Here is a 19,783-nt window from a genome sequence, read left to right as displayed (position 1 = left end):
CCAGTCCCTACTCGGGCAATCCCGCTTCCCGCATGCCGTTGAGCAGCGTGTTGCGGTCTCCGTCCAGCTTGTAAGGTTCCTTGGTGGCGAACCGCCGCCGGGAGAACTCCGGTGCGCCACGCAGAACCAGCAACGTGTAGCTCTTCGCCTCTTGGCTTCGGCCAAGCAGGGCGTTCGCTGCAGCCAGATAGACCTTAACCCAGGTCGGCATGGTGGACGAGCGGCCCAGATCGACAACTGCCTTATCCGGACGGTGGGCTATGAAATGGGCAAGACCGCGGAACGGCCAATACCATGAAGGCTCGTACAGGGGATCGAGCACTCGCGCCCGTTCGAACCAGTCCAAGGCACTTTGGGGCTCGCCGGCAAATGTTTGATAAGTCCCTTGATAGGAGACCTGCTCGGGATCGTGCGGATTGAGTTCGAGCGCGCGTGTGTAAAGCTGAGATGCGACGTCGAAATCACGACGGTGGAGGAGCACCCAGCCCAGTATGTTCAGGCAGACTGGATCGTTGGGGGAAAGCGCCACCGCTTTTTTGGCGATGTCATAAGCCTCGGCAAGCACCGCATCCGACGGCCCCATGTCGCGAAACCATTCAAGCTGTTTGTAGTGGGCGAGCTTGGCGTACGCGCGCCCGTAGGATGGATCGAGCTCGATCGCCCGCTGATACCACTGTCGAGCCTCCATTTCGGCCGCGATGTCGCCCAGGGGCAGGGCATTGCCCCGCAGCACGCACTCATAGGCCGCGAGATTGGCAGGTGGTTTACGCCGCGCCTTCTCGGCGCCTGCGGCCGTAAGACGGCCGATAACGGTCCCGACGATCTTTCCGATCAGTTCGTCCTGGACATCGAAGATGTCCTGCTCGTCCCCGTCGTAGCGCTCGGCCCACAAGCACTCACCCGAGATTGCGTCGACCAGCTCGCATGTAATGCGCATTCGCCGGCCCATGCGGCGGATCCCGCCTTCAATGACGAAATCCACGCCGTTATCCGCGACCAGGTCCACATCCTTGAGCCGCGTCGACGTATAATGGGACGCAACCGTAAGCTGAGTAAAGCGCGTCAGTTCCGTGACGATGTCTTCGGTGAAGCCGCCACTGAAATAGGGTTGGACGTCGCCCGCGCTCTTGAACGGGCGAACGAGAATGGAGGGCTTGCTCGGACCAGCCACCTGCGCAGTCGATGCAGGTGGCAGCCCTTTGGGCTTTTGGAACAACGAGTATACGGGAATCGGGCGTGGAATGTTCTTGAGATGCTGTTCGCCGCAATATTCAAACGGAAGATTAATTTTGTCGCGAACTTCGTCGTGCACCTTTCCGGAAAGGCAGATACCGCCCGGGCTGGCGAACTGTTCCAGACGCGCGGCTATGTTGACGGTATCTCCAAACACATCGCCATCGGTATCGACAATGATATCACCGAAGTTGAGCCCAATCCGGAGAAAAATTTCCTGGCTGGCCTTCCCCGAAGACTGGCCAACAAGCAGTTCCTGGACTTCCACTGCCGACTGCACGGCTTCGAAAGCGCTTGGGAACTCGGCCAGCATCCCGTCTCCGGTCGTTCTCACGACCCGTCCCCGGTGCTGCGTGATCCTAGGCTCTATGTCGTCCTGCATGAGATGCTTGACGAGCGCGAAGGTGCGCTCCTCGTCCCGGGCCATCAGCGACGAGTAACCGACCATGTCAGCAGCCAGGATAGCCGTCAGACGTCGCTGAAGATTGCTGTCGCCCGCGTTCATTCTCTCCCTCGGCGGGTTATATTATGTTCGAAATTGGCTTGACGATATCAAAGCGTCTCGCAGGAGTTTGCATCATACTCCAGTGCGTGTCAGCGTGCGAATGAGCAATTGGTGTAGAGGATTGAACAGTGAGGGCCGTGCTTGGGTGAAGGGTCCATAGTGTCGGAGCGGCAGGCGTCCGAGGCAGGGGCCGGCGGGTCAAGCTTGGTTTACGGCCCCATCGTGATCACCGATCCCACGCTCGGATGCCCGATCACGGTCGCGGTCGGTCCCGTACGAGGGGCCAGACCTTCTCGTTTTGTGTCAGGGTGGGGCAACACCACCCAGGAGGCGGCAACCGCCTGCGGGTATGAGGCCGATGAAACCTATTTCGCCCAGATGATCCCTCATGAGCGACTCTCACGCGCCCGCGCCGGCGAATTGCGCGGGCGCGTGATCGAGCCGCCTGCACTCACACTTTTCAGTGATGCGCAGTATTGCGAGCGGCTGCATTGGAACAAAAACGTCGATGATAGCCGCGCGGTCCCGATCCGCTGGCGCAGGTCGCAGCCGCTGGACTGGATCCGGAGTGATCCGCGCTTCAGCACGAGCGAGGCCTGGGTGCCTGCGGGATTGTGCTTTCTCGGGTATCCCAACAATGAGTCATCAGGTCTGCCCCCGGCGGACTCCAATGGTCTTGCGAGGGGATCGAGCATAGAGGACGCGGTCGTGCGCGGCTTCTGCGAAGTCGTGGAGCGCGATGCAACAGCCATATGGTGGTACAATCAGCTGGTTCTGCCTCGGATAGACCTGACTTCGCTGTCGGATGGACTGGCGTCCCAGTACGCCGATTGGCTGCTGACGCAGAACCGCGAATTGCGGCTTCTGCTCCTGACGCTTGACCTGCCCATCCCCATTGTCGCTGCAATTTCTCATCACGTCGGGGGTGGCGCGATTGCGTTCGGATTCGCGGCCGGACGATCCATGTCGGAGGCGACCCGGCGCGCGGTGGGGGAACTTGCAGAATGTGAGGCGAACCTTACCCTGCTCAAACGGAACGCCGATATGTCCGGCACGGCGGCCTTCACCCCCGGCGCGCTGCACCTCTATCGGTGGCACATGGACGAGAACATTCACCGCCGTCCTCACCTGTCCGGCAATTCAGCAGTTCAGGCCTCGTCAGCCGAGTTGCGACTGGATTGGAACTATTGCCTCGACATCTGCCGCGAGCAGGAACTTGAGATCTTTGCGGTCAACCTGGCGCACAACGCCGAATCGCCTGTTGCACGAGTGTTTGTACCTGGACTTCGTCCTACCAAGCCCCGGTTGGGCGGCGGCAGGCTCTATGATGTTCCTATGCGCCTAGGTTTGAGGCCATCAGTTTCCCAGGCCATCCACGAGGTTCCCTTTCCACTGTGATCCGTATGGTCGCGGGCATGCCCACCCACTCATGCCCGCTTTTCACACATGGTATCAAGCGCCGGCCTTTTCGACTGTCAGCTCTTTCGCCGGCGCATCAGCGCCTCGAGCTCGGTGTCACCGCCTTCCGGCAGCATCAGTCGCACATGCGCGTAGAGATCGCCGTGACCGCCGGCTTTTTCCGGCAGGCCCCTGCCCTTCAGCCGCAGAACCTTGTCCGAGCTCGACCAAGGGGGAACATTGACCGCAATCCTGCCGGTCGGGGTTTCGACCGCCACCTTGGCGCCATGCACCGCATCGGCCAGTTCCACCGGCAGGTCGACATGCAGGTCGCGGCCCTCGACGCGGTAGCGAGGGTGCCGGCGAAAGCGGATCTTGACCAATGCATCGCCCGGCTGCCCCGGCCCTTGCTCACCCTGGCCTTTCAGGCGGATGGTCTGGCCGTCCTCGACATAGGCCGGCAACTTGACCGCCATCTTGCGGCCGTCGGGGAACATCGCCGTCACCTTCTCCGCGGTGGCGGCTTCCTCGATGGTGACGTCCAGCGCCACGTTCAGATCGGCGGCGGTCGTGGCCTGACGGCGGCCGCCCGTGCCGGCGCCGCGCTGCTGGGTGAAAGCATCGCCGAAGATCTGGCTGAAGATGTCGCTGTTGCCGTCGAACGGATCACCGCCGGGACGGCCCGTGCGGAATTCGAAATGCGCGCCGCCCGGCCCTTGCTGCCGGCGGAAACCGGCGAAAGGATCGGCGCCGCCAGTCGCGCCTTCGAACCCCTGGAACCGCGGTTTGCCTTCGGCGTCGATCTCACCGCGATCGAAAGCCGCCCGGTTCTTCTCGTCGCCGACGATCTCGTAAGCCTGGTTGGCGGTGGCAAAACGCTCCTTTGCCTTGGGATCCGGGTTCTGGTCCGGATGATACTTCTTGGCGAGCTTCCGGTACGCCGATTTTATGTCCTTGGCCGATGCGTTCTTGGCAACGCCCAGCACCTCATAGGGGTCGCGCATACTTACTGCCCTGGAGAAGGAGTGAAACCATGATCGCCTCCTATATGCGCTTGCATAGGAAGAAATTCCAGTGGGTTACCACTATATCACCGGCGGAAAATCAGAGCGCCTTGAAGTCCTGCATTCGCCAGGCGCTGCCGCCGGCCAGGCATACTTCGCCCTTGAACAGCACGACGCCGTCGAAGCTTTCGCGCGACGCTGTGAAGCGACGGCATGTCTCGCCGTTAGCCCTGAATTCCGCGAGCTCGGTGATGGAGCCGCGTGAGCCGGTGTCAGCATTCGCCCAGGGAACGGCCTGCCCGGCCAGTTGCTCGACGTCGGCGGAGGACACGGCGTTGCGGATCGTGGCCTGGTCGGAGGCGCGGTCCTGATCGAGCGGCGTGACCGAGGCCGGCGTGCTCGAGGTCAGAACCGAGCGGTCGACCTCCGCCTGTTCCAGGCTGAAGCCGCCACCGCCACAGGCGGCAAGCGGCAGGATGACTATCACGATCATGGCTTTGGCGCTGGCCGAAGCGATAACGCTCCATTGCCCACTGTCAAAAGCTTGCGCGATACGCGACAATCGGCAATCTCCCCAGCCGGCGACAAATTTGGGAAAACTATGAGCGAAACCGGGTTAACAAGCAGTGACTTTACCGAAGCGGCGGAGCCGTTCCGGCTTTTTGCGGCGTGGCTCGACGACGCGACGAAGAGCGAGATCAACGACCCCAACAGCGTGGCGCTGGCGACGGTCGATGCCGAGGGCATGCCGAACGTGCGCATGGTGCTGCTCAAGGGGTTCGATGAGGGCGGCTTCGTCTTCTACACGAATTTCGAGAGCGCCAAGGGTCGTGAGATTCTTGGCAGCATGAAAGCAGCGATGTGCTTCCACTGGAAATCTCTGCGCCGGCAGGTGCGGGCGCGCGGCCCGGTGGAGATCGTCACAGACGCCGAAGCCGATGCCTATTACGCGACCCGCCCGCGCGGCAGCCGCATCGGCGCCTGGGCCTCCAAACAGTCGCGGCCGCTGGAAAGCCGCTTCGCGCTGGAAAAGGCTGTTGCCGAATATACGGCGCGCCACGCGATCGGCGACATTCCGCGGCCAAAACACTGGTCGGGCTTCCGCATCGTGCCGCAGACCATCGAGTTCTGGCACGACCGTCCGTTCCGGCTGCACGACCGTGTCGTCTTTTCGCGCAACGCCGAGGGCGGCTGGGACAAGGTGAGGCTTTATCCGTAGGTATATCATCCCTTATCGCGTCGACGGCGAGATTGTCGAAATCCTCACCGTCATGCACGCCGCCCAGCGGTGGCCCCGGGCCTTGTAAGTCGCTTGGCACCCAGGTCAGGCCATACCGCCTGCGCCGACCCCGCCAGAACTCCCGGGCTACAGAGACCTTGTGCTTCCCACTATCACGATCTCGTGTGCGTGAAACGTTCCAGCTTGCCGCAACGAACCAGGAAAGGGCTCAACGCGCCGCTGGCGCAAATTCAGGAGGACGCAATGCATTCACTCAAGTTGGTCACGATAGCCGGTCTTGCCGGCCTTTTCGCTTCGCAAGCCTTTGCGGAGGACGCGATGGGAACAATGACGGTGATGAAGGGTGGGGAGGTCATGGCGATCATGCCCGATGGGCATATGGGCACCATGATGCCCGACGCGAAGATGAGCGCCGAAATGATGAAAATGGCGAAACCGATCAAGCATTGCATGATGTTGATGACCGACGCCAAAGGCAAGACATTCATGATCGACACGTCTTCGGCAAAGGCCCAGGCCGAATGTAAAAAAATGGCGATGTGACAAAGAGATCATGGCAAGAAACCCGCCGGTTGCTGCCGGCGGGTCCACGATGCGAGGCAAGGCCAGAGGGTCTAGGCCTTCTTCCTGGTCATGAAGGCCGTCAAGGCTGCGCGGGCCTCGTCGGATTTGAGCCGCTCGCGGAAATGCTCGCTTTCCTGGCCGATGCGCTCGACAAGGGCGTCGCGCGAGCCGCGCATCAGGTCGCGCGCGATCTTCAGCGCTTGCGGCGGCTTGGCGGCGATCTGGCCCGCCGCCGCCAATACCGATGCTTCGAGTTCCCCCTCCTCGACCACCTCGTAGATCAGCCCGGCGGCCTTCGCCCGCCCGGCCGAAAAGCCCTCGCCGAGGCCAAGCAGCGCGAAGGCGCCTTGGCGGCCGAGGATCTGCGGCGCGAGCAGGCTCGAACCGGCCTCCGGCACAAGGCCGAGATCGACGAAGGGCGTCCGGAATATTGTGCGCGGCGTGGCGAAGGTCAGGTCGCAATGCAGGTTGAGCGTGGTGCCGATGCCGACCGCAATGCCGTCGACGCCGGAAACCATCGGCTTTTCCACCTTGGCCAAGGCCATCAGGAAATCCCAGACCTCGGTACCGCCTTCGCCGCCGGAGGCGACGACCATGAAATCGGCAAGGTCGTTGCCGGACGAGAAGGCGCCGGGCACGCCGAGAAAGACATGGACGCGGACCGCCGGATCGGCGTCGCCGCCGGCAAGAGCCGCGGACATCGTCGCGTACATGGCGCGGGTCAGGGCGTTCTTCTTGTCCGGACGGTTGATACGGATGATCTGGATGGCGCCCTGGCGTTCGACGAGGATTTGGTCTGTCACGGATTGGTCCTTTGCGAATTTCGAGCCTTTGTGAATTTCGGGCGTTGCGAACGTCAGGCTGAAATCAGCGCCTTGGCGGCAACGGCAAGGCTGTCGGCGCCGCCGATGACGCGCTCCTTCAGCGCGCCCACTTCGCCAAGCAGGTTCTCGGCGAAGAAACGGCACAGCGCGATGCGGCTTTGGTCGGCAAGCGCGCCGCGTGCCAGATAGGTCCCACCAGCGGCAAGCGAGATCAGCCTGAGATAGGGTGTGGCGCCGGCCAGCGCATCGTCCGAACGGCCTTCTGCTTGCAGGTCTTGCAGGAAACGGCTCGCCTGTGACAGGTCGTCGAGCGCCTGGTCGAGGTGATCGGCGGTGCGGCCGAAGCCCTCAAGGTTCGACGCTCGCACCGCATCGGCGACGGCCTTGAGTTCGGCGATATAGCCATGCACATGCCGGCCGCCGCCGAGCGGCAGCTTGCGCGTCACCAGATCGATCGCCTGGATGCCATTGGTGCCTTCGTAAATGGGCGCGATGCGCGCGTCGCGATAAAGTGCTGCGGCCCCTGTCTCCTCGATGAACCCCATGCCGCCATGCACCTGCAGCCCGAGCGAGGCGACCTCGACGCCGACATCGGTGGAAAATGCCTTGGCCAGCGGCGTCAAAAGATTGGCGCGCTCCTGCCAGTGCTTTGCATCCTCGCTCTGCGACGCGAGATCGATGGCGTGGGCGCAGGAATAGCAGATGGCACGGGCAATCTGGGTCAGCGCCTTCATGGTCAGAAGACTGCGCTGGATGTCGGGGTGATGCACGATCGGCGCCATGCCGGCACCGCGATAGCTCGCCGCCTTGCCCTGCCGGCGGTCGTTTGCATAGGCGAGCGCCTTCTGCGTCGCCGCCTCGGCGACCGCGACGCCCTGTATGCCGACGGCAAGGCGCGCATTGTTCATCATGGTGAACATGCAGGCGAGGCCCTTGTTCTCCTCGCCGACCAGCCAGCCGATCGCGCCGGGCGTGCTGCCTTCGAAGCCATCGCCATAGATCATGGTGCAGGTCGGCGAAGCGTGGATGCCCAATTTGTGCTCCAGCCCGGAGCAGAAGACGTCGTTGCGTGCGCCCAGCGCGCCATCGTCGCCGACGAGGAATTTCGGCACCAGGAACAGCGACAGGCCGCGCGTGCCGGCCGGCGCGTCCGGCAGCCGCGCCAGCACCAGATGGATGATGTTGTCGGTGAAATCGTGCTCGCCATAGGTGATGAATATCTTTTGCCCGAAGATGCGGTAGGTGCCGTAGCCGGCCGGGTCGGCGCGCGTTCGCAAGGCATTCAGGTCCGAGCCTGCCTGCGGCTCGGTCAGGTTCATGGTGCCCATCCATTCGCCGGAGACCAGTTTTTCCAGATATCTGGCCTTGAGTGCCTGCGAGCCATGCTTGTCGAGTGCTTCGACCGCGGCCATCGTCAGCGTCGGGGCGATGCCGAACGCCATCGAGGCGGAGTTCCACATTTCGAGCGCGGTGACGCCGAGCATGGCCGGCAACGCCTGGCCGCCATACGCTTCCGGCGCGGACAGCGCATTCCAGCCGCCGCCGATCCAGCGGCGATAAAGTTCCTTCCAGCCGGGCGGGGTAGTGACGGCAGCGCCGTTGAGCACCGCGCCGTGCTGGTCGCCGACTGTGTAGAGCGGCGCCACCTCCTCGCTGGCGAAGCGGCCGGCCTCGGCCAGAATGGCGTCGACGAGGTCCTCGCCGAGTTCGCCAAAGGCGCCGGCATCGAGCGCCGGCTTCAAGCCGGCGACATGCTTCAGGGTGAAGGCGATTTCCTCGACCGGTGCCCGATACATGGCGCTCGCTCCTCCTCAGTCCAGCGGGTCAACTTAAGACCCGTGCCGATGCAAAACCATCTGCTTTTGGAATTCCCTGCCCATCATCTTTTTACGTAAACGTCAACCTTTGTCACGGGGATTTTGCAGTTGCTGCCTCGCCTGTAAAATTACGCAAAGTCGGACCACGCACTTGATCTGTACGGCTAATTCCCGTACAAGCTCAGCATCAAGGATGACGATAATGCCAAACCAACAGACCCGTACCGCTCGTCTCGAAGCTCGTATTTCGCCGGACATGCTGGACGTGGTGAAACGCGCCGCCGAAATCCAGGGCCGTAGCGTCAGCGACTTCGTGGTCGCTGCCGCTCAGGAGGCGGCTCAGCGTACCATCGAGAACACCACCATCATGCGTATTTCCGTCGAGGATCAGCGCGCCATGATGGAGGCGATTCTCAATCCGCCCGAGCCCAATGAAGCACTGCGCAAAGCTGCCGACGCCCACAAACGGCTGGTCGTCGAAACCCGGTGACTTTCGCCGTCATCATCGAACCGCTCGGCGGATCGCATGATCGCAAGGCTTTCAGCTGCGGGGTACCGGCGCTCGACCGCTACATCCGGGAGCAAGCCAGCCAAGATGTCAAACGCCGAGTCGGCAATTGCTTCGTTGCCGTGGATCGCGATGGCGGCGCGATCGCCGGATATTACAGTTTGGCGGCGTCGAGCATACCAATCGCGTCCTTGCCTGACGAACAGACAAGACATCTACCACGCTACCCGGTCCTGCCTGCGATATTGGTCGGCAGGCTGGCCGTCGATGCCCGATACCAGGGGCGGCGGATCGGGTCGGCGCTGATCGTGGATGCGCTACGACGCAGCGTTGGCGCTGCCCCGGCAGCCTTCGCGTTGATTGTCGATGCAAAGGATGACCAGGCGGTCGCGTTTTATCGCAAACATGGCTTCACCTCATTTCAGAGCCGCCCGCTATCACTGTTCCTGCCCATAGCAACAGCGTTGAAACTATTTGCCTGACAATCGCAACCTTCGCTTTCCTCTAGAGGAGCACCAAGGGTCGCTTCGCCTGCGCTCCAACTCGCCCCCTCGGCAGCCGAAGCATTTCCTTAACCATGGCGGCTCAGGATTGGACTTTGGCCAGCAAGGACCTGCTGTTTGAAAACGCCGGCGCACCCTCTTATCCGCTCAGCGCTTCTCCTTGTCGCCGCGATGACCCTGGTGCTGACGCCGGCAAAGGCCTCGGATTTCTCCGAACCGTGGAAGGATGCGGACCGGGCGCTGGTCGTCGACGCCTACGAATACAATTCCATCGACTGGACCCGGCTAGCCGCCGACAAGCGACTTGTCGGCTTCATCAACAAGGCATCCGACGGAATGCCGCCACCCTATTTCTGTTTCGGCGACGAGACCGAGATGCGGCTGTGCAAGACGCTTTGGAAGCGCCATGCGATGGCACAGGAACTGTTCCAGACGCGCAAGGTGGTGGCTAAGGCGCTGGGCCTGAAATGGGGCGCCTATCATCTCGCCCGCCCCGGCAACCCCGTGGGGCAGGCCAATAATTTCATCAATTTCGTGAAACCCGGGCCGGATGACCTGCTTGCCCTCGACATCGAGGACGATGATCCCACCCAATGGATGTCGCTCGAGGATGCCGAGGAATTCGTGCGCCATGTGCATCGTCGGGTTGGCCGCTTTCCGGTGCTCTACACCAACGGCACGACAGCCCGGCATATCGCCGGCAACAAGTATAAATACCCGCTCCTGTCCCGGCTGCCGCTGTGGTATGCGCGCTACAAGCCAGACATCGATGTGCATTTTCCGATGGGCAACTGGCAGGGCTATGCGCTCTGGCAGTTTTCGGCGCGAGCCAATTGCGGCCGGTTCCGCTGTCCTTACCGGGTCGCGGGCACACCCAACGATATCGACGTCAGCGTCGCGCCGATGAACGCGACGGAATTGCGCGCGCAGTGGCCGTTCGGCGGCCTGATCGACGTGCAGCCGGATTACCTCGCCTCGATACCGGTGCCGCTCTCACGCGAGGCCGGGCTCGCCGGCACTGCCATGACCTACGCCACCGTGGCAGCACCCGCGAGCCTCGAGCAACTGGTCGCGGTATTTAGGACGCGCTTGGCCAGGTTCAGCAGCGGCTTTCAAATGCCTGCGGCGAAGGCGGCGCCGAGCCTTCCGCGCGGGATTGCCGAATATGTTGCCTGGACGCGAAACGAAGAGCGCCTGGCATCGATGTCTGGAATTGCCCCCACCGCCGATGCGGTCAGCAGCGTCTCGACCGGATTCGACCGCGGCCTGCGCTGAGGTCGAGGGCCGCCTGAAGCGTCAGTTCGCCTGCTCGCGCGCCACGGCCAGCCAGCCAATGTCGCGGCGGCAAAAGCCTTGCGGCCAGTCGATCCGGTCGAGCGCTGCGTAAGCCTTCTTCTGCGCCTCGCCGACGGTGCGGCCGGTCGCCGTGACGTTGAGCACGCGACCGCCATTGGCGACGAGTGCGCCGCCGTTGATGGCGGTGCCGGCATGAAATATCTCGACGCCCTCACCTGCCGCCGCCTCGACGCCGCGGATGACCGAGCCCTTTTCCGGCGTGCCGGGATAGCCCCTGGCTGCCATCACCACGGTGAGCGCCGCCTCGTCGTGCCAGCGCACCGAAGTATGCGCCAACTGGCCGTCGGCGGCGGCGTTGAGCAGGACGAGCAGATCGTCCTTCAGCCGCATCATCAGCACCTGGCATTCCGGATCACCGAAACGGGTGTTGTATTCGATCAGCTTCGGCCCGTTGTCAGTGATCATCAGCCCGGCGAACAGCACGCCGGAAAACGGCGCGCCTGTTTCGGCCATGCCGCGCATGGTCGGCTCGACGATCTCGCGCATGGTTCGGTCGATCATCTCCGGCGTCATCACCGGGGCCGGCGAATAGGCGCCCATGCCGCCGGTGTTCGGGCCGGTGTCGCCGTCACTGAGGCGCTTATGGTCCTGCGCGGTGCCGAAGGGCAGCGCGGTGGTGCCGTCGCAGAGACAAAAGAAACTTGCTTCTTCGCCGACGAGAAACTCCTCGACCACCACTTCCGCCCCGGCCTGGCCGAAGGAGCCGTCGAAACAGGCCTCGAGCGCGGCCAGCGCCTGGTCAAGCGTCATGGCGACGGTGACGCCCTTGCCGGCGGCGAGGCCGTCGGCCTTGATGACGATCGGCGCGCCCGTCTTCTCGACATAGGCCCTGGCCGAAGCCAGATCGCCGAAGCGGCCATAGGCGGCGGTCGGGATGCCGTATCTGGCGCAGAGGTCTTTGGTAAAACCCTTCGAGCCTTCCAGCCGCGCCGCTGCCTTTGACGGGCCGAAGACGCGGATGCCTTGGGCGCGCAGGTCGTCGGCAATGCCGGCGACCAGCGGCCCTTCCGGCCCGACCACGACAAGATCTATTTCTTTCCCGCGGCAAAACCGGACCACCGCTGCGTGATCCGCAATATCGAGCCTCACCAGCTCGGCTTCGCGGCCGATGCCCGGATTGCCGGGCGCCGCGTAGAGTTTGGTCAGCAGCGGCGACGCCGCGATCTTCCAGGCCAGCGCATGTTCTCGTCCGCCGGAGCCGATCAGCAAAACACGCATGCCCAGATTCCTTGCCATTCCACGACCAGGACTGCGCTATTGCGCCGCGCGCGACGGGTCAAGGCATTTGGCTGCCGAAGCGGCGATTGCGCGCCGCGAGCGGGTCCGGCCCTGCTTGACGCTTGACGGCATTCGCCGCTGCTGCCACTCCAGCAAAATGGAAACCGTCCAGTCGAAAGCGGCCCAGGGCCGCGTCGCCGATGCGCCGAGCGGCCACTGGGTCTATCGCGCGCTGCCGCGGCGATTGTGGCCTTATGCGCAGCTTGCCCGGTGGGACCGGCCGATCGGCTGGCAATTGCTGCTGTGGCCATGCTGGTGGTCGGCTGCACTTGCCGCGAGCGCCTATCCGCGTCCGACGGATCCGCTGTTCTCGCTGCTGCCGTCGCCGAGGTACCTGCTGCTGTTTTTTCTCGGTGCGTTCGCCATGCGCGGTGCCGGCTGCACCTACAATGATTTGGTCGACGAGGACATCGACAACCAGGTGGAACGCACGCGCTCGCGGCCGCTGCCGGCCGGCAAGGTCACGCGCCGGCAGGCCTGGATGTTTGTTGTCGTACAGGCACTGGTCGGCCTTGCCGTGCTTTTGCAGTTCAACAGCTTCGCCATCTCGCTCGGCATCGGCTCGCTGGTCATCGTCGCCGTCTACCCATTCATGAAGCGGTACACCAATTGGCCGCAACTCGTTCTTGGCCTTGCCTTTTCCTGGGGAGCTCTGATGGGATGGGCGGTCGAGTTCGGCGATCTCGATGGACCGGCAATCATGCTCTATATCGGCTCGATCCTGTGGGTGATCGGCTACGACACGATCTATGCGCATCAGGACAAGGAAGACGACGCCATCGTCGGCGTGCGCTCGACGGCGCGCCTGTTCGGCGACAATACCAAGGCCTGGCTGGCCGGGCTTTATGGCGGAGCGCTGGTCTGCTTCGCCATCGCCGTTGCTTCGGCGCAGGCACCGGTTCCTGCACTGGCCGGGCTGATCGCCGCCGGCGCGCATATGGCACGGCAGATCGGGGTGCTCGACATCGACGATCCGGACCAGTGCCTAAGGCTGTTCAGATCGAACAACCAGGTCGGCTGGCTGATCTTCCTCGGCCTGATCGGCGGCGCGGCTTGGGTGGCGCTGAAGCCGCTGGTTTAGCGGAAGTCATTGTGGGGGCAGTCAGTAGAAGCCGCCTTTTTTCGATGCTTCGCGCTGCCCCTCATCGCCCTGCCGGGCACTTCTCCCCGTATAGTGACGGGGAGAAGGGGCCTTCACAAAGGATTTCGCCAATTTCCACGTTGCAGAAAGGGCGCCGAAATTGCGGCCAGTGTCCCTTCTCCCCGTCACTTACGGGGAGAAGGTGGCGGCAGCCGGATGAGGGGCAGCGCCAACCTTGCAAGCAGATTTCAACCTACTCCCGCGAAATGAGCTCCTCGCCGCCGATGACCAGCCTGAGGCCGAGGTCGCCGGCGCGGCGGCGGGCGAGGAAGCACGGGCGGCGCATGGTCGAGACGCGGCCCTTGCGGCGGTCCTGCGCCGGCAGCGCCTTGATGGCGGCGCCGAGCGATTCTTCCAGCGTGCGGGCAATGCCGTCGGCCTCGATCAGCAGCATCGGCAGGCGGTAGGCGTCGGCCCAGGCGCGCCAGTCGGCGGCGACGTCGTCGAGATCGTCGGCGACCAGCAGCGGCACCGACAGCATCGGGTCGTTGTGCAGAAGCTCGAGCGTCACTGTGACATTGCCATCCGGATCCTCCATTGCGCGGGCGGCGACGCCGCGAAACGCGTTGGCGGGCAGAGCGATGATCGCCGGCACGCCGCTCATCTCCAGCGTGCGGCGGATAACCGCGCCGCGCTGGTCGATGGTGAAGGTGACGTCGCCATAGTCGTCGCGCGTGGCGTAGCTCACCACCTGCGGCAGGCGGAATGGGTCGAGACGCATATTGCGCCCGGCCCAGACTGGCTTCAGTCCAGTGTTCATATCGTGCCTTTCCTGTTTCTCCTGAGAGCCGGTGTTTCCGGTTCTCCGGGCCGGTTTTCCCAGCCTCGTTGTGGAGAAACATTAGCGCGAGCTTCTTATCCTCGCGCTTAAGAAAGTCGGTTAAATTTTGCTGATCCGGGGCGGATGGTTATCGGAATGCGAACCGGCGCAGGCCGGCGAAAGGATCAGATAACCTTACCGGGATTCATGATGCCGGCCGGGTCGAAGGCGGCCTTCACCCTGCGCATCAGCTCGATCGCCGTCGGCGGCGCCGTCGCGATCAATTCGTCTCGCTTCAACTGGCCGATGCCGTGCTCGGCGGAGATCGAGCCATGAAACGAGCGCACGACGTCGTGCACGGCCTTGTTCATGACGTGGTAAAGGCCGAGAAACACCTCGTCGTCGCCGTCGACCGGCCGGGAGATGTTGTAGTGCAGATTGCCGTCGCCCATGTGGCCGAAGCAGACGACGCGTGCGCCGGGACTGACCGATTGCACGGCGCCGGCGGCCTTTTCGATGAATGGCGGGATCGACGCCACCGGCACCGAGATGTCGTGCTTGATCGAGGCACCTTCGGGTTTCTGCGCCTCGGGCAGCACTTCGCGGAAATTCCAGAACGCATCGCCCTGGGCGATGCTTGACGCGATCACCGCATCGCTGACGATCCCTTGCTCGAGGCCTGCCTCCAGCACCTCCTCGATCAGCGCCCGTGCATCGTCGGCCGAGCGGCCCGACGAGATCTGCATCAGCACATACCACGGCCAATCGCCGGCCAGCGGCCGCACTACGCCTTGTGCGTGGCGTAGCGTGAAGTCGTAGGGCCTCTGGCCGATCAGCTCGAAGGCGGTGAGCGCTGCCCCGGCACGGTCCATCGCCAGACTGAACAGCGACAGTGCCGCCTCCGGCGATGACAGGCCTGCAAACGCCACCTCGCGCCCCTTGGGCTTGGGGAAAAGCTTGAGCACGGCGGCGGTGATGATGCCGAGCGTGCCTTCCGCGCCGACGAACAGGTGCTTCAGATCATAGCCGGTATTGTCCTTTTTCAGCTTGCGCAGATCGTCGAACACTTCGCCGGTCGGCAGCACCACTTCGACGCCGAGGCACAGCTCGCGCGCATTGCCGTAAGCAAGCACGCCGGTGCCGCCGGCGTTGGAAGAGAGATTGCCGCCGATCTGGCAGGAGCCTTGCGCGGCAAGCGACAGCGGAAACAGCCGGTCGGCGGCATCGGCCGCTTCCTGCAGCGTCTGCAGGATGACGCCGGTTTCGACCGTCACCGTGTTGGACAGTGTGTCGATCTCGCGGATGCGGTTTAGCCGCGACAGCGACAGCACGATCTCGCGGCCGGACGCGTCCGGCACCTGGGCGCCGACCAGCCCGGTGTTGCCGCTTTGCGGCACAATCGGCGTGCCCGTTTCGCTCGCCAGCCGCATGATGCTGCTGACCTCCTCGACGGTCCCCGGCCTCAGCACCAGAGCCGTCCTGCCGTGCCAAAGTCCGCGCCGCTCAGCGAGGTAAGGCGCGATGTCCTGCTGATCGCGCAGCGCATATTTGTCACCGACGATTGCCGCAAAGCGCGCGACGACGGCGGGGTCGAGGTCGGGGGAAATGTCGTTCATGGGTGGAAACTATGGTGCCCAATCCATCTTGTCACGAGGGGCGATCTTGTCACGCGGCGCGGCGGCGCGCGAAAGCCGGTCGTTGATCGCCTCGCCCAGCCCTTCGAACGGGATCGGCTCGACGGCGATGGTTTTGGCGCCGCTGCGATCGAGATCCTGCAGATGAGCGAAGAGATTGCTTGCTGCCTCGCGCAGGTCGCCGCTCTCCGACAAATTGCGCAGCGCGGCTGCATCGCGCCAGCCTTCGGCACGGCTGCGGCCGAAGGCCAGCAAGGCTTCGCCCGGTGCGACCTCCGCAGCATTGAGCCGCACCGCCGCACCTGGTGCATAGTGCGCGGCGAGCATGCCGGGGGCCTCGATGCGCGTGGCGCCGCGCAGCAACTTCACCCCGGCGACCGCTTCGATCTCTTCGGCGGCAATGCCGCCCGGCCGCAGCAGCCGCAGCTTTCCGGCTTCGACCTTGAGGATGGTCGATTCCAGCCCGACCGGCGTCGCGCCGCCATCGACCACAAGCTTGATCCTGGGACCGAGGTCGGCGGCCACGGCTTCGGCCGTCGTGGCGCTGATCCTGCCCGAGGAATTGGCGCTGGGCGCCGCAAGCGCGCGGCCGAACCTGGCGATCAGCTCGCCGCCAAAGCCTTTCGGCATGCGCAGCGCGATGGTGTCCAGGCCGGCGGTGACCAGCGGATGAATGCCGTTGCCGGGCCGTTGCGGCAGCACCAAGGTCAGCGGCCCGGGCCAGAATACCTGCGCCAATTTTTTCGATAGCGGATCAAACAGCGCGATACGCTCGGCCATCGCCGGATCGGCTATATGGGCGATCAGCGGGTTGAAGCGAGGTCGGCCCTTGGCTTCGAAGATACGAGCCACGGCAACGCCATTGGTCGCGTCGCCGGCCAGCCCATAGACGGTCTCGGTCGGGATGGCGACGACATCGCCGCTCTCGAGCAGCGCCAACGCCCTTTCCATCGCCTCGCCGACGGCACGAATTTCAGCCACTGTCGTCACCTCACGGATGCGGCTGCCTAATACGGTGACGCCGGGCGAGCAAGCCCGGCGTTGGCGAATCGCAAATCGTTAAAATGCTATGTTTCCCCGCAAGCCGGCATCAATTGCCCTCGGCTAGGGTGCCGTCTTGTTGGGCAAGGGGAATTGTCATGCTTTCGATGCGTATCCTTGGAGCGCTTGGTCTGGCGTTTATGGCCGGCACGGCACAGGCCTCGTCGCTCGTTATTCTCGGGCAGACGACGGCGACGCCGTCGGTGGTAAGTGCCAGCGCGCTCGAGCGGGCGAAAACACCGTCGATCGTCGCGCTCGGCGAGAAGCTGCCTGACGTCAATGAAAACGTCACCGATGAAAAGGTCGCGGCAATCCCGAGCCAGCCGAGTCATGGCTTCACCGGAAGCCCGATGATCATTCGCGGCGGTATCGTCGGCGATGCCTTTGCAACGCCCGCACCCAAAGCCGCGCCGGCCACCGCTGCCGCGCCCGCCGCGGATAGCAAAGCCGACCCAAAGGTCGCCAGCAAAACCCCCGAGCCCGCAGCGCCGCAGCCAGCGCCGCTAGCAACTCCCGACCAGCCGAAATAGCGCCTGAGCAGCGCCGGAAACCAGGGCCGCGCGAAAGCGCCGCCCTGGTTTACTGACTGAAGCGGCGTGAAGTCTCAGGCCGCTTCTTCTTCGTCCGTATCGTCGGCGTCGTCCGATTCGTCGTCGTCAGCGTCTTTTTCGCCGGCGGCGCTTTCGGCCTTCACGCTGTCCTCGTCGTCTTCCTCTTCGTCTTCATCGTCGTCGTCGTCCGAGAGGGTAGCCGACTTATCGTCTTCAGTAGCTTCCTTGTCGGTGTCTTCATCGTCGCCGTCCTCGTCATCCGACAGATCGGCAGCCTCGATGGCGGCGGCAGCGGCCTCGTCGAGCGTCGTTTCGGAGGTGGGTTCAGGCGTCTCGGTCTCTTCTGTCACTTCGATGTCGTGAGCGGCATTCATGGGAAGCCTCCGTGGGTTGGAAACACGTCTCTTTTGCCACGCTGAGATCATCGGCATATGACTGTAAGCCGGCTCGAATGGCCGGTAAGCGATGATTTTTTCGCGGATGTCAGCCGGCTATCTTCGAGAAGTCCGCGACCCGGTCGGTCGCCGCGCGGATGCGGGCGAGCAATGCCAGGCGATTGGCGCGCACCGCCTGGTCCTCATCGTTTACGAGGACTTTCTCAAAGAATGAATCAACCGGCTCGCGCAACACGCTAAGCGCCAGCATGGCGGCGGAAAAGTCTTCGTTTTGAATTGCTTCGCCGGCTTGCCTCTCGGCCTGATTCACCGCGGCAAACAGTATTTTTTCTGCGTTCTCCCGGAACAGAGCCGGCTCAACATGGTCGGCGATCGTCGTTTTCTTCTTTTCCTCGGCGGTGAGAATGTTGGCCGCGCGCTTGGTACCGGCAAGCAGGTTCCTGCCGTCCTCGGTATCAAGGAATGAGCCGAGCGCTTCGACGCGGCGTACGATTTGCAAGAGATCGTCGTTTTGTGATTGGCCAATCTCCCCCCTTGAGGGGGAGATGCCCGGCAGGGCAGAGGGGGGTGCCTCGCGCCGAGAGGTCGGCGGGACAGCGCCCCCCTCTGTCGGCTGCGCCGACATCTCCCCCTCAAGGGGGGAGATTGGCGCGCTTCCGCCACTCGCCAGAACGGCATCGATGAGATCGTGGCGAGCGCCTTGATCGCGGAGATAGACCTTCAGGCGGTCGTGGAAGAAGGACAGGAGGTCGCGATCTGCGTCGCGGCTAGGCTTCTCATTTTCGAATGCACCGGTTTCAAATAGCTGTTGGCACAGCGATCGCGAGAATGTTGAAAAGGGGAAAGGTACTAATATCCCCGCTATTTGCACCGTAATTCCCGTTTCAGAGTTCATAACGCGCGGCCAAATTTCGCCTTTGTGCTCAAGCCATTCACGAAGTTCGCTAGGGGACAAATCGCGTCGCGCAATTTCGCGTGCAAGCATTGTCTCGTGTTCGGCGTAGCTTTGTGCCGCAGTGTCGATCAGATCGAAAAGGCGGAGAGTTAACCCATTCTCCAACACCAGTCGCACCATACCCAGCGCAGCTCTCCGCAGCGCATACGGATCTTTCGATCCCGTCGGCTTTTCATCAATCGCCCAGAATCCAACCAGCGTATCCAGCTTGTCGGCGAGCGCTACTGCGATCGAAACCGGATCGGTGGGAACACGATCTGACGGTCCCTGCGGCTTGTAGTGTTCCTCGATCGCGGCGGCGACGGAAGGATGCTCGCCCTGCAGCAGCGCGTATTTGCGGCCCATGGCGCCTTGCAGTTCCGGGAATTCGCCAACCACTTCGGTGGTGAGGTCGGCCTTGGCGAGCACGGCAGCGCGGCGTGCGAGCGCGGGAATCTCCCCCCTTGAGGGGGAGATGTCGCCGAAGGCGACAGAGGAGGTCGTCTCGCGTGGAGCGCCAACTTCCTCTTGCTTCGAAACGTCAGGTCGCGTCGCGGCAGCCGAGGCGACCCCCACTGGCCTACCGGCCATCTCCCCCTCAAGGGGGGAGATCGACTGCGCCACGATTGGTGCCAGTTCTTCGGCCAACCTGGCAATCCGCTCCACCCGCTCGCCTTGCGTGCCGAGCTTGGCGTGGAAGGTGACGCCGAGGTGGTCGAGGCGGGCCATGCGCTGGTCGAGTGGCTTGCTCAGGTCGAGTCCGAACTTTTCCGCCGATGCCTGCAGCTGGTCAAGATCCGGCAGGTCGCCCTGGTCGGTTTTCCAGAAATAGAGTGCGTCGGACAGGCGCGCGCGCACCACCTTGCCGTTGCCGTGGGCGATCTCCTTGCCGCCATCCTTGGCCTCGATATTGGCGGTCAGGATGAAGCGGTTGGAGAGAGGCGATTGGCTGATCTCCCCCCTTGAGGGGGAGATGGCCGGCAGGCCAGAGGGGGTCGTCTCGCGTGGATCGGCGACCCCCTCAGTCGCCAGCGGCGACAACTCCCCCTCAAGGGGGGAGATTTGGCGCGTCGTCACAAAACACTTCTGGTTGGCGC

At 63.4% G+C, this 19,783-nt stretch carries 19 protein-coding genes; 8 read left to right on the top strand and 11 right to left on the bottom strand.

Annotated elements, in window-relative coordinates:
* Window positions 1-7: 7 nt before the first annotated feature.
* On the bottom strand, window positions 8-1,738 hold the full coding sequence (locus NKJ40_RS00095) for an adenylate/guanylate cyclase domain-containing protein (RefSeq protein ID WP_352463870.1): 1,731 nt from the start codon (window positions 1,736-1,738) through the stop codon (window positions 8-10).
* A 204-nt stretch (window positions 1,739-1,942) separates the two neighbouring features.
* Here NKJ40_RS00095 and NKJ40_RS00090 point away from each other — a divergent pair, with 204 nt between their 5' ends.
* Window positions 1,943-3,136: a YcaO-like family protein gene (locus NKJ40_RS00090; protein ID WP_352463869.1), complete on the top strand. Its 1,194-nt coding sequence runs from the start codon at window positions 1,943-1,945 to the stop codon at window positions 3,134-3,136.
* Between the two features lie 77 nt (window positions 3,137-3,213).
* Here NKJ40_RS00090 and NKJ40_RS00085 read toward each other — a convergent pair whose 3' ends face one another.
* Together NKJ40_RS00085 and NKJ40_RS00080 are read right to left on the bottom strand one after the other, a co-directional pair.
* Window positions 3,214-4,140: a DnaJ C-terminal domain-containing protein gene (locus NKJ40_RS00085; RefSeq protein WP_352463868.1), complete on the bottom strand. Its 927-nt coding sequence runs from the start codon at window positions 4,138-4,140 to the stop codon at window positions 3,214-3,216.
* Between the two features lie 100 nt (window positions 4,141-4,240).
* Window positions 4,241-4,702, bottom strand: a complete 462-nt coding sequence (locus tag NKJ40_RS00080) for an RT0821/Lpp0805 family surface protein (RefSeq protein WP_352463867.1) — start codon at window positions 4,700-4,702, stop codon at window positions 4,241-4,243.
* 39 nt (window positions 4,703-4,741) lie between these two features.
* On the opposite strand from NKJ40_RS00080, the gene pdxH reads away from it, so the two are divergent.
* Together pdxH and NKJ40_RS00070 are read left to right on the top strand one after the other, a co-directional pair.
* The gene (gene pdxH / locus NKJ40_RS00075) at window positions 4,742-5,359 is read left to right on the top strand and encodes a pyridoxamine 5'-phosphate oxidase (protein ID WP_352463866.1); all 618 of its coding nucleotides are present in this window, start codon (window positions 4,742-4,744) and stop codon (window positions 5,357-5,359) included.
* Between the two features lie 264 nt (window positions 5,360-5,623).
* Window positions 5,624-5,923: a hypothetical protein gene (locus tag NKJ40_RS00070; protein WP_352463865.1), complete on the top strand. Its 300-nt coding sequence runs from the start codon at window positions 5,624-5,626 to the stop codon at window positions 5,921-5,923.
* A 71-nt stretch (window positions 5,924-5,994) separates the two neighbouring features.
* On the opposite strand, the gene NKJ40_RS00065 is transcribed toward NKJ40_RS00070, so the two are convergent.
* Together NKJ40_RS00065 and NKJ40_RS00060 are read right to left on the bottom strand one after the other, a co-directional pair.
* Entirely contained in the window at window positions 5,995-6,747 is a 753-nt protein-coding gene (locus NKJ40_RS00065) for a crotonase/enoyl-CoA hydratase family protein (protein WP_352463864.1), read from the bottom strand.
* Between the two features lie 53 nt (window positions 6,748-6,800).
* Window positions 6,801-8,564, bottom strand: coding sequence for an acyl-CoA dehydrogenase family protein (locus tag NKJ40_RS00060; protein WP_352463863.1), 1,764 nt, complete (start codon window positions 8,562-8,564; stop codon window positions 6,801-6,803).
* Between the two features lie 223 nt (window positions 8,565-8,787).
* Between NKJ40_RS00060 and NKJ40_RS00055 the strand changes: the two genes are divergently transcribed.
* The 3 genes from NKJ40_RS00055 (at window position 8,788) to NKJ40_RS00045 (ending at window position 10,871) form a co-directional block, all read left to right on the top strand.
* On the top strand, window positions 8,788-9,075 hold the full coding sequence (locus NKJ40_RS00055) for a type II toxin-antitoxin system TacA family antitoxin (protein WP_352463862.1): 288 nt from the start codon (window positions 8,788-8,790) through the stop codon (window positions 9,073-9,075).
* Window positions 9,072-9,575: a GNAT family N-acetyltransferase gene (locus NKJ40_RS00050; protein ID WP_352463861.1), complete on the top strand. Its 504-nt coding sequence runs from the start codon at window positions 9,072-9,074 to the stop codon at window positions 9,573-9,575. Before NKJ40_RS00055 ends, NKJ40_RS00050 begins: the two co-directional genes overlap by 4 nt.
* 138 nt (window positions 9,576-9,713) lie before the next feature.
* Window positions 9,714-10,871, top strand: coding sequence for a glycoside hydrolase family 25 protein (locus NKJ40_RS00045; RefSeq protein WP_502903669.1), 1,158 nt, complete (start codon window positions 9,714-9,716; stop codon window positions 10,869-10,871).
* Window positions 10,872-10,892: 21 nt separating this feature from the next.
* On the opposite strand, the gene purD is transcribed toward NKJ40_RS00045, so the two are convergent.
* Window positions 10,893-12,170 carry a phosphoribosylamine--glycine ligase gene (gene purD / locus NKJ40_RS00040; RefSeq protein ID WP_352463860.1) on the bottom strand — a complete coding sequence of 426 codons (1,278 nt, stop codon included), beginning with the start codon at window positions 12,168-12,170 and terminating at the stop codon, window positions 10,893-10,895.
* A gap of 157 nt (window positions 12,171-12,327) precedes the next feature.
* On the opposite strand from purD, the gene ubiA reads away from it, so the two are divergent.
* Window positions 12,328-13,311, top strand: coding sequence for a 4-hydroxybenzoate octaprenyltransferase (gene ubiA / locus NKJ40_RS00035; protein ID WP_352464244.1), 984 nt, complete (start codon window positions 12,328-12,330; stop codon window positions 13,309-13,311).
* 253 nt (window positions 13,312-13,564) lie between these two features.
* Here ubiA and NKJ40_RS00030 read toward each other — a convergent pair whose 3' ends face one another.
* From NKJ40_RS00030 to NKJ40_RS00020, 3 genes are all read right to left on the bottom strand, one after another.
* Window positions 13,565-14,131 carry a DUF6101 family protein gene (locus tag NKJ40_RS00030; RefSeq protein ID WP_352463859.1) on the bottom strand — a complete coding sequence of 189 codons (567 nt, stop codon included), beginning with the start codon at window positions 14,129-14,131 and terminating at the stop codon, window positions 13,565-13,567.
* 185 nt (window positions 14,132-14,316) lie between these two features.
* Complete coding sequence (locus tag NKJ40_RS00025; RefSeq protein ID WP_352463858.1) at window positions 14,317-15,747, bottom strand: FAD-binding oxidoreductase; 1,431 nt, start codon at window positions 15,745-15,747, stop codon at window positions 14,317-14,319.
* A 9-nt stretch (window positions 15,748-15,756) separates the two neighbouring features.
* Complete coding sequence (locus tag NKJ40_RS00020) at window positions 15,757-16,746, bottom strand: L-threonylcarbamoyladenylate synthase (RefSeq protein ID WP_352463857.1); 990 nt, start codon at window positions 16,744-16,746, stop codon at window positions 15,757-15,759.
* Between the two features lie 200 nt (window positions 16,747-16,946).
* Between NKJ40_RS00020 and NKJ40_RS00015 the strand changes: the two genes are divergently transcribed.
* Window positions 16,947-17,336 (top strand): hypothetical protein, encoded by a 390-nt coding sequence (locus tag NKJ40_RS00015; protein WP_352463856.1) that lies wholly within the window; start codon window positions 16,947-16,949, stop codon window positions 17,334-17,336.
* Between the two features lie 74 nt (window positions 17,337-17,410).
* Here the strand turns inward: NKJ40_RS00015 and NKJ40_RS00010 are convergent, their stop codons facing one another.
* Both NKJ40_RS00010 and NKJ40_RS00005 read right to left on the bottom strand, forming a co-directional pair.
* A complete protein-coding gene (locus tag NKJ40_RS00010; RefSeq protein ID WP_352463855.1) occupies window positions 17,411-17,731 on the bottom strand; it encodes an ATPase in 321 nt (106 codons plus the stop codon).
* A gap of 109 nt (window positions 17,732-17,840) precedes the next feature.
* Window positions 17,841-19,783, bottom strand: a 1,943-nt coding sequence (locus tag NKJ40_RS00005) for a glycine--tRNA ligase subunit beta (RefSeq protein WP_352463854.1), incomplete at its 5' end; no start/stop codon positions are given.

The sequence above is a fragment of the Mesorhizobium sp. M0119 genome, assembly GCF_040322615.1.
Taxonomy (GTDB): domain Bacteria; phylum Pseudomonadota; class Alphaproteobacteria; order Rhizobiales; family Rhizobiaceae; genus Mesorhizobium.
This window is presented reverse-complemented; position numbering and strand designations above follow the sequence as displayed.

What these genes read in the sequence shown, in the direction of transcription:
- NKJ40_RS00030 (WP_352463859.1), bottom strand. Translation starts at nt 14,131, where the DNA reads ATGAACACTGGACTGAAGCCAGTCTGGGCCGGGCGCAATATGCGTCTC.
- NKJ40_RS00025 (WP_352463858.1), bottom strand. Translation starts at nt 15,747, where the DNA reads ATGAACGACATTTCCCCCGACCTCGACCCCGCCGTCGTCGCGCGCTTT.
- NKJ40_RS00010 (WP_352463855.1), bottom strand. Translation starts at nt 17,731, where the DNA reads ATGAATGCCGCTCACGACATCGAAGTGACAGAAGAGACCGAGACGCCT.
- ubiA (WP_352464244.1), top strand. Translation starts at nt 12,328, where the DNA reads ATGGAAACCGTCCAGTCGAAAGCGGCCCAGGGCCGCGTCGCCGATGCG.
- NKJ40_RS00070 (WP_352463865.1), top strand. Translation starts at nt 5,624, where the DNA reads ATGCATTCACTCAAGTTGGTCACGATAGCCGGTCTTGCCGGCCTTTTC.
- purD (WP_352463860.1), bottom strand. Translation starts at nt 12,170, where the DNA reads ATGCGTGTTTTGCTGATCGGCTCCGGCGGACGAGAACATGCGCTGGCC.
- NKJ40_RS00015 (WP_352463856.1), top strand. Translation starts at nt 16,947, where the DNA reads ATGGCCGGCACGGCACAGGCCTCGTCGCTCGTTATTCTCGGGCAGACG.
- pdxH (WP_352463866.1), top strand. Translation starts at nt 4,742, where the DNA reads ATGAGCGAAACCGGGTTAACAAGCAGTGACTTTACCGAAGCGGCGGAG.
- NKJ40_RS00085 (WP_352463868.1), bottom strand. Translation starts at nt 4,140, where the DNA reads ATGCGCGACCCCTATGAGGTGCTGGGCGTTGCCAAGAACGCATCGGCC.
- NKJ40_RS00095 (WP_352463870.1), bottom strand. Translation starts at nt 1,738, where the DNA reads ATGAACGCGGGCGACAGCAATCTTCAGCGACGTCTGACGGCTATCCTG.
- NKJ40_RS00055 (WP_352463862.1), top strand. Translation starts at nt 8,788, where the DNA reads ATGCCAAACCAACAGACCCGTACCGCTCGTCTCGAAGCTCGTATTTCG.
- NKJ40_RS00060 (WP_352463863.1), bottom strand. Translation starts at nt 8,564, where the DNA reads ATGTATCGGGCACCGGTCGAGGAAATCGCCTTCACCCTGAAGCATGTC.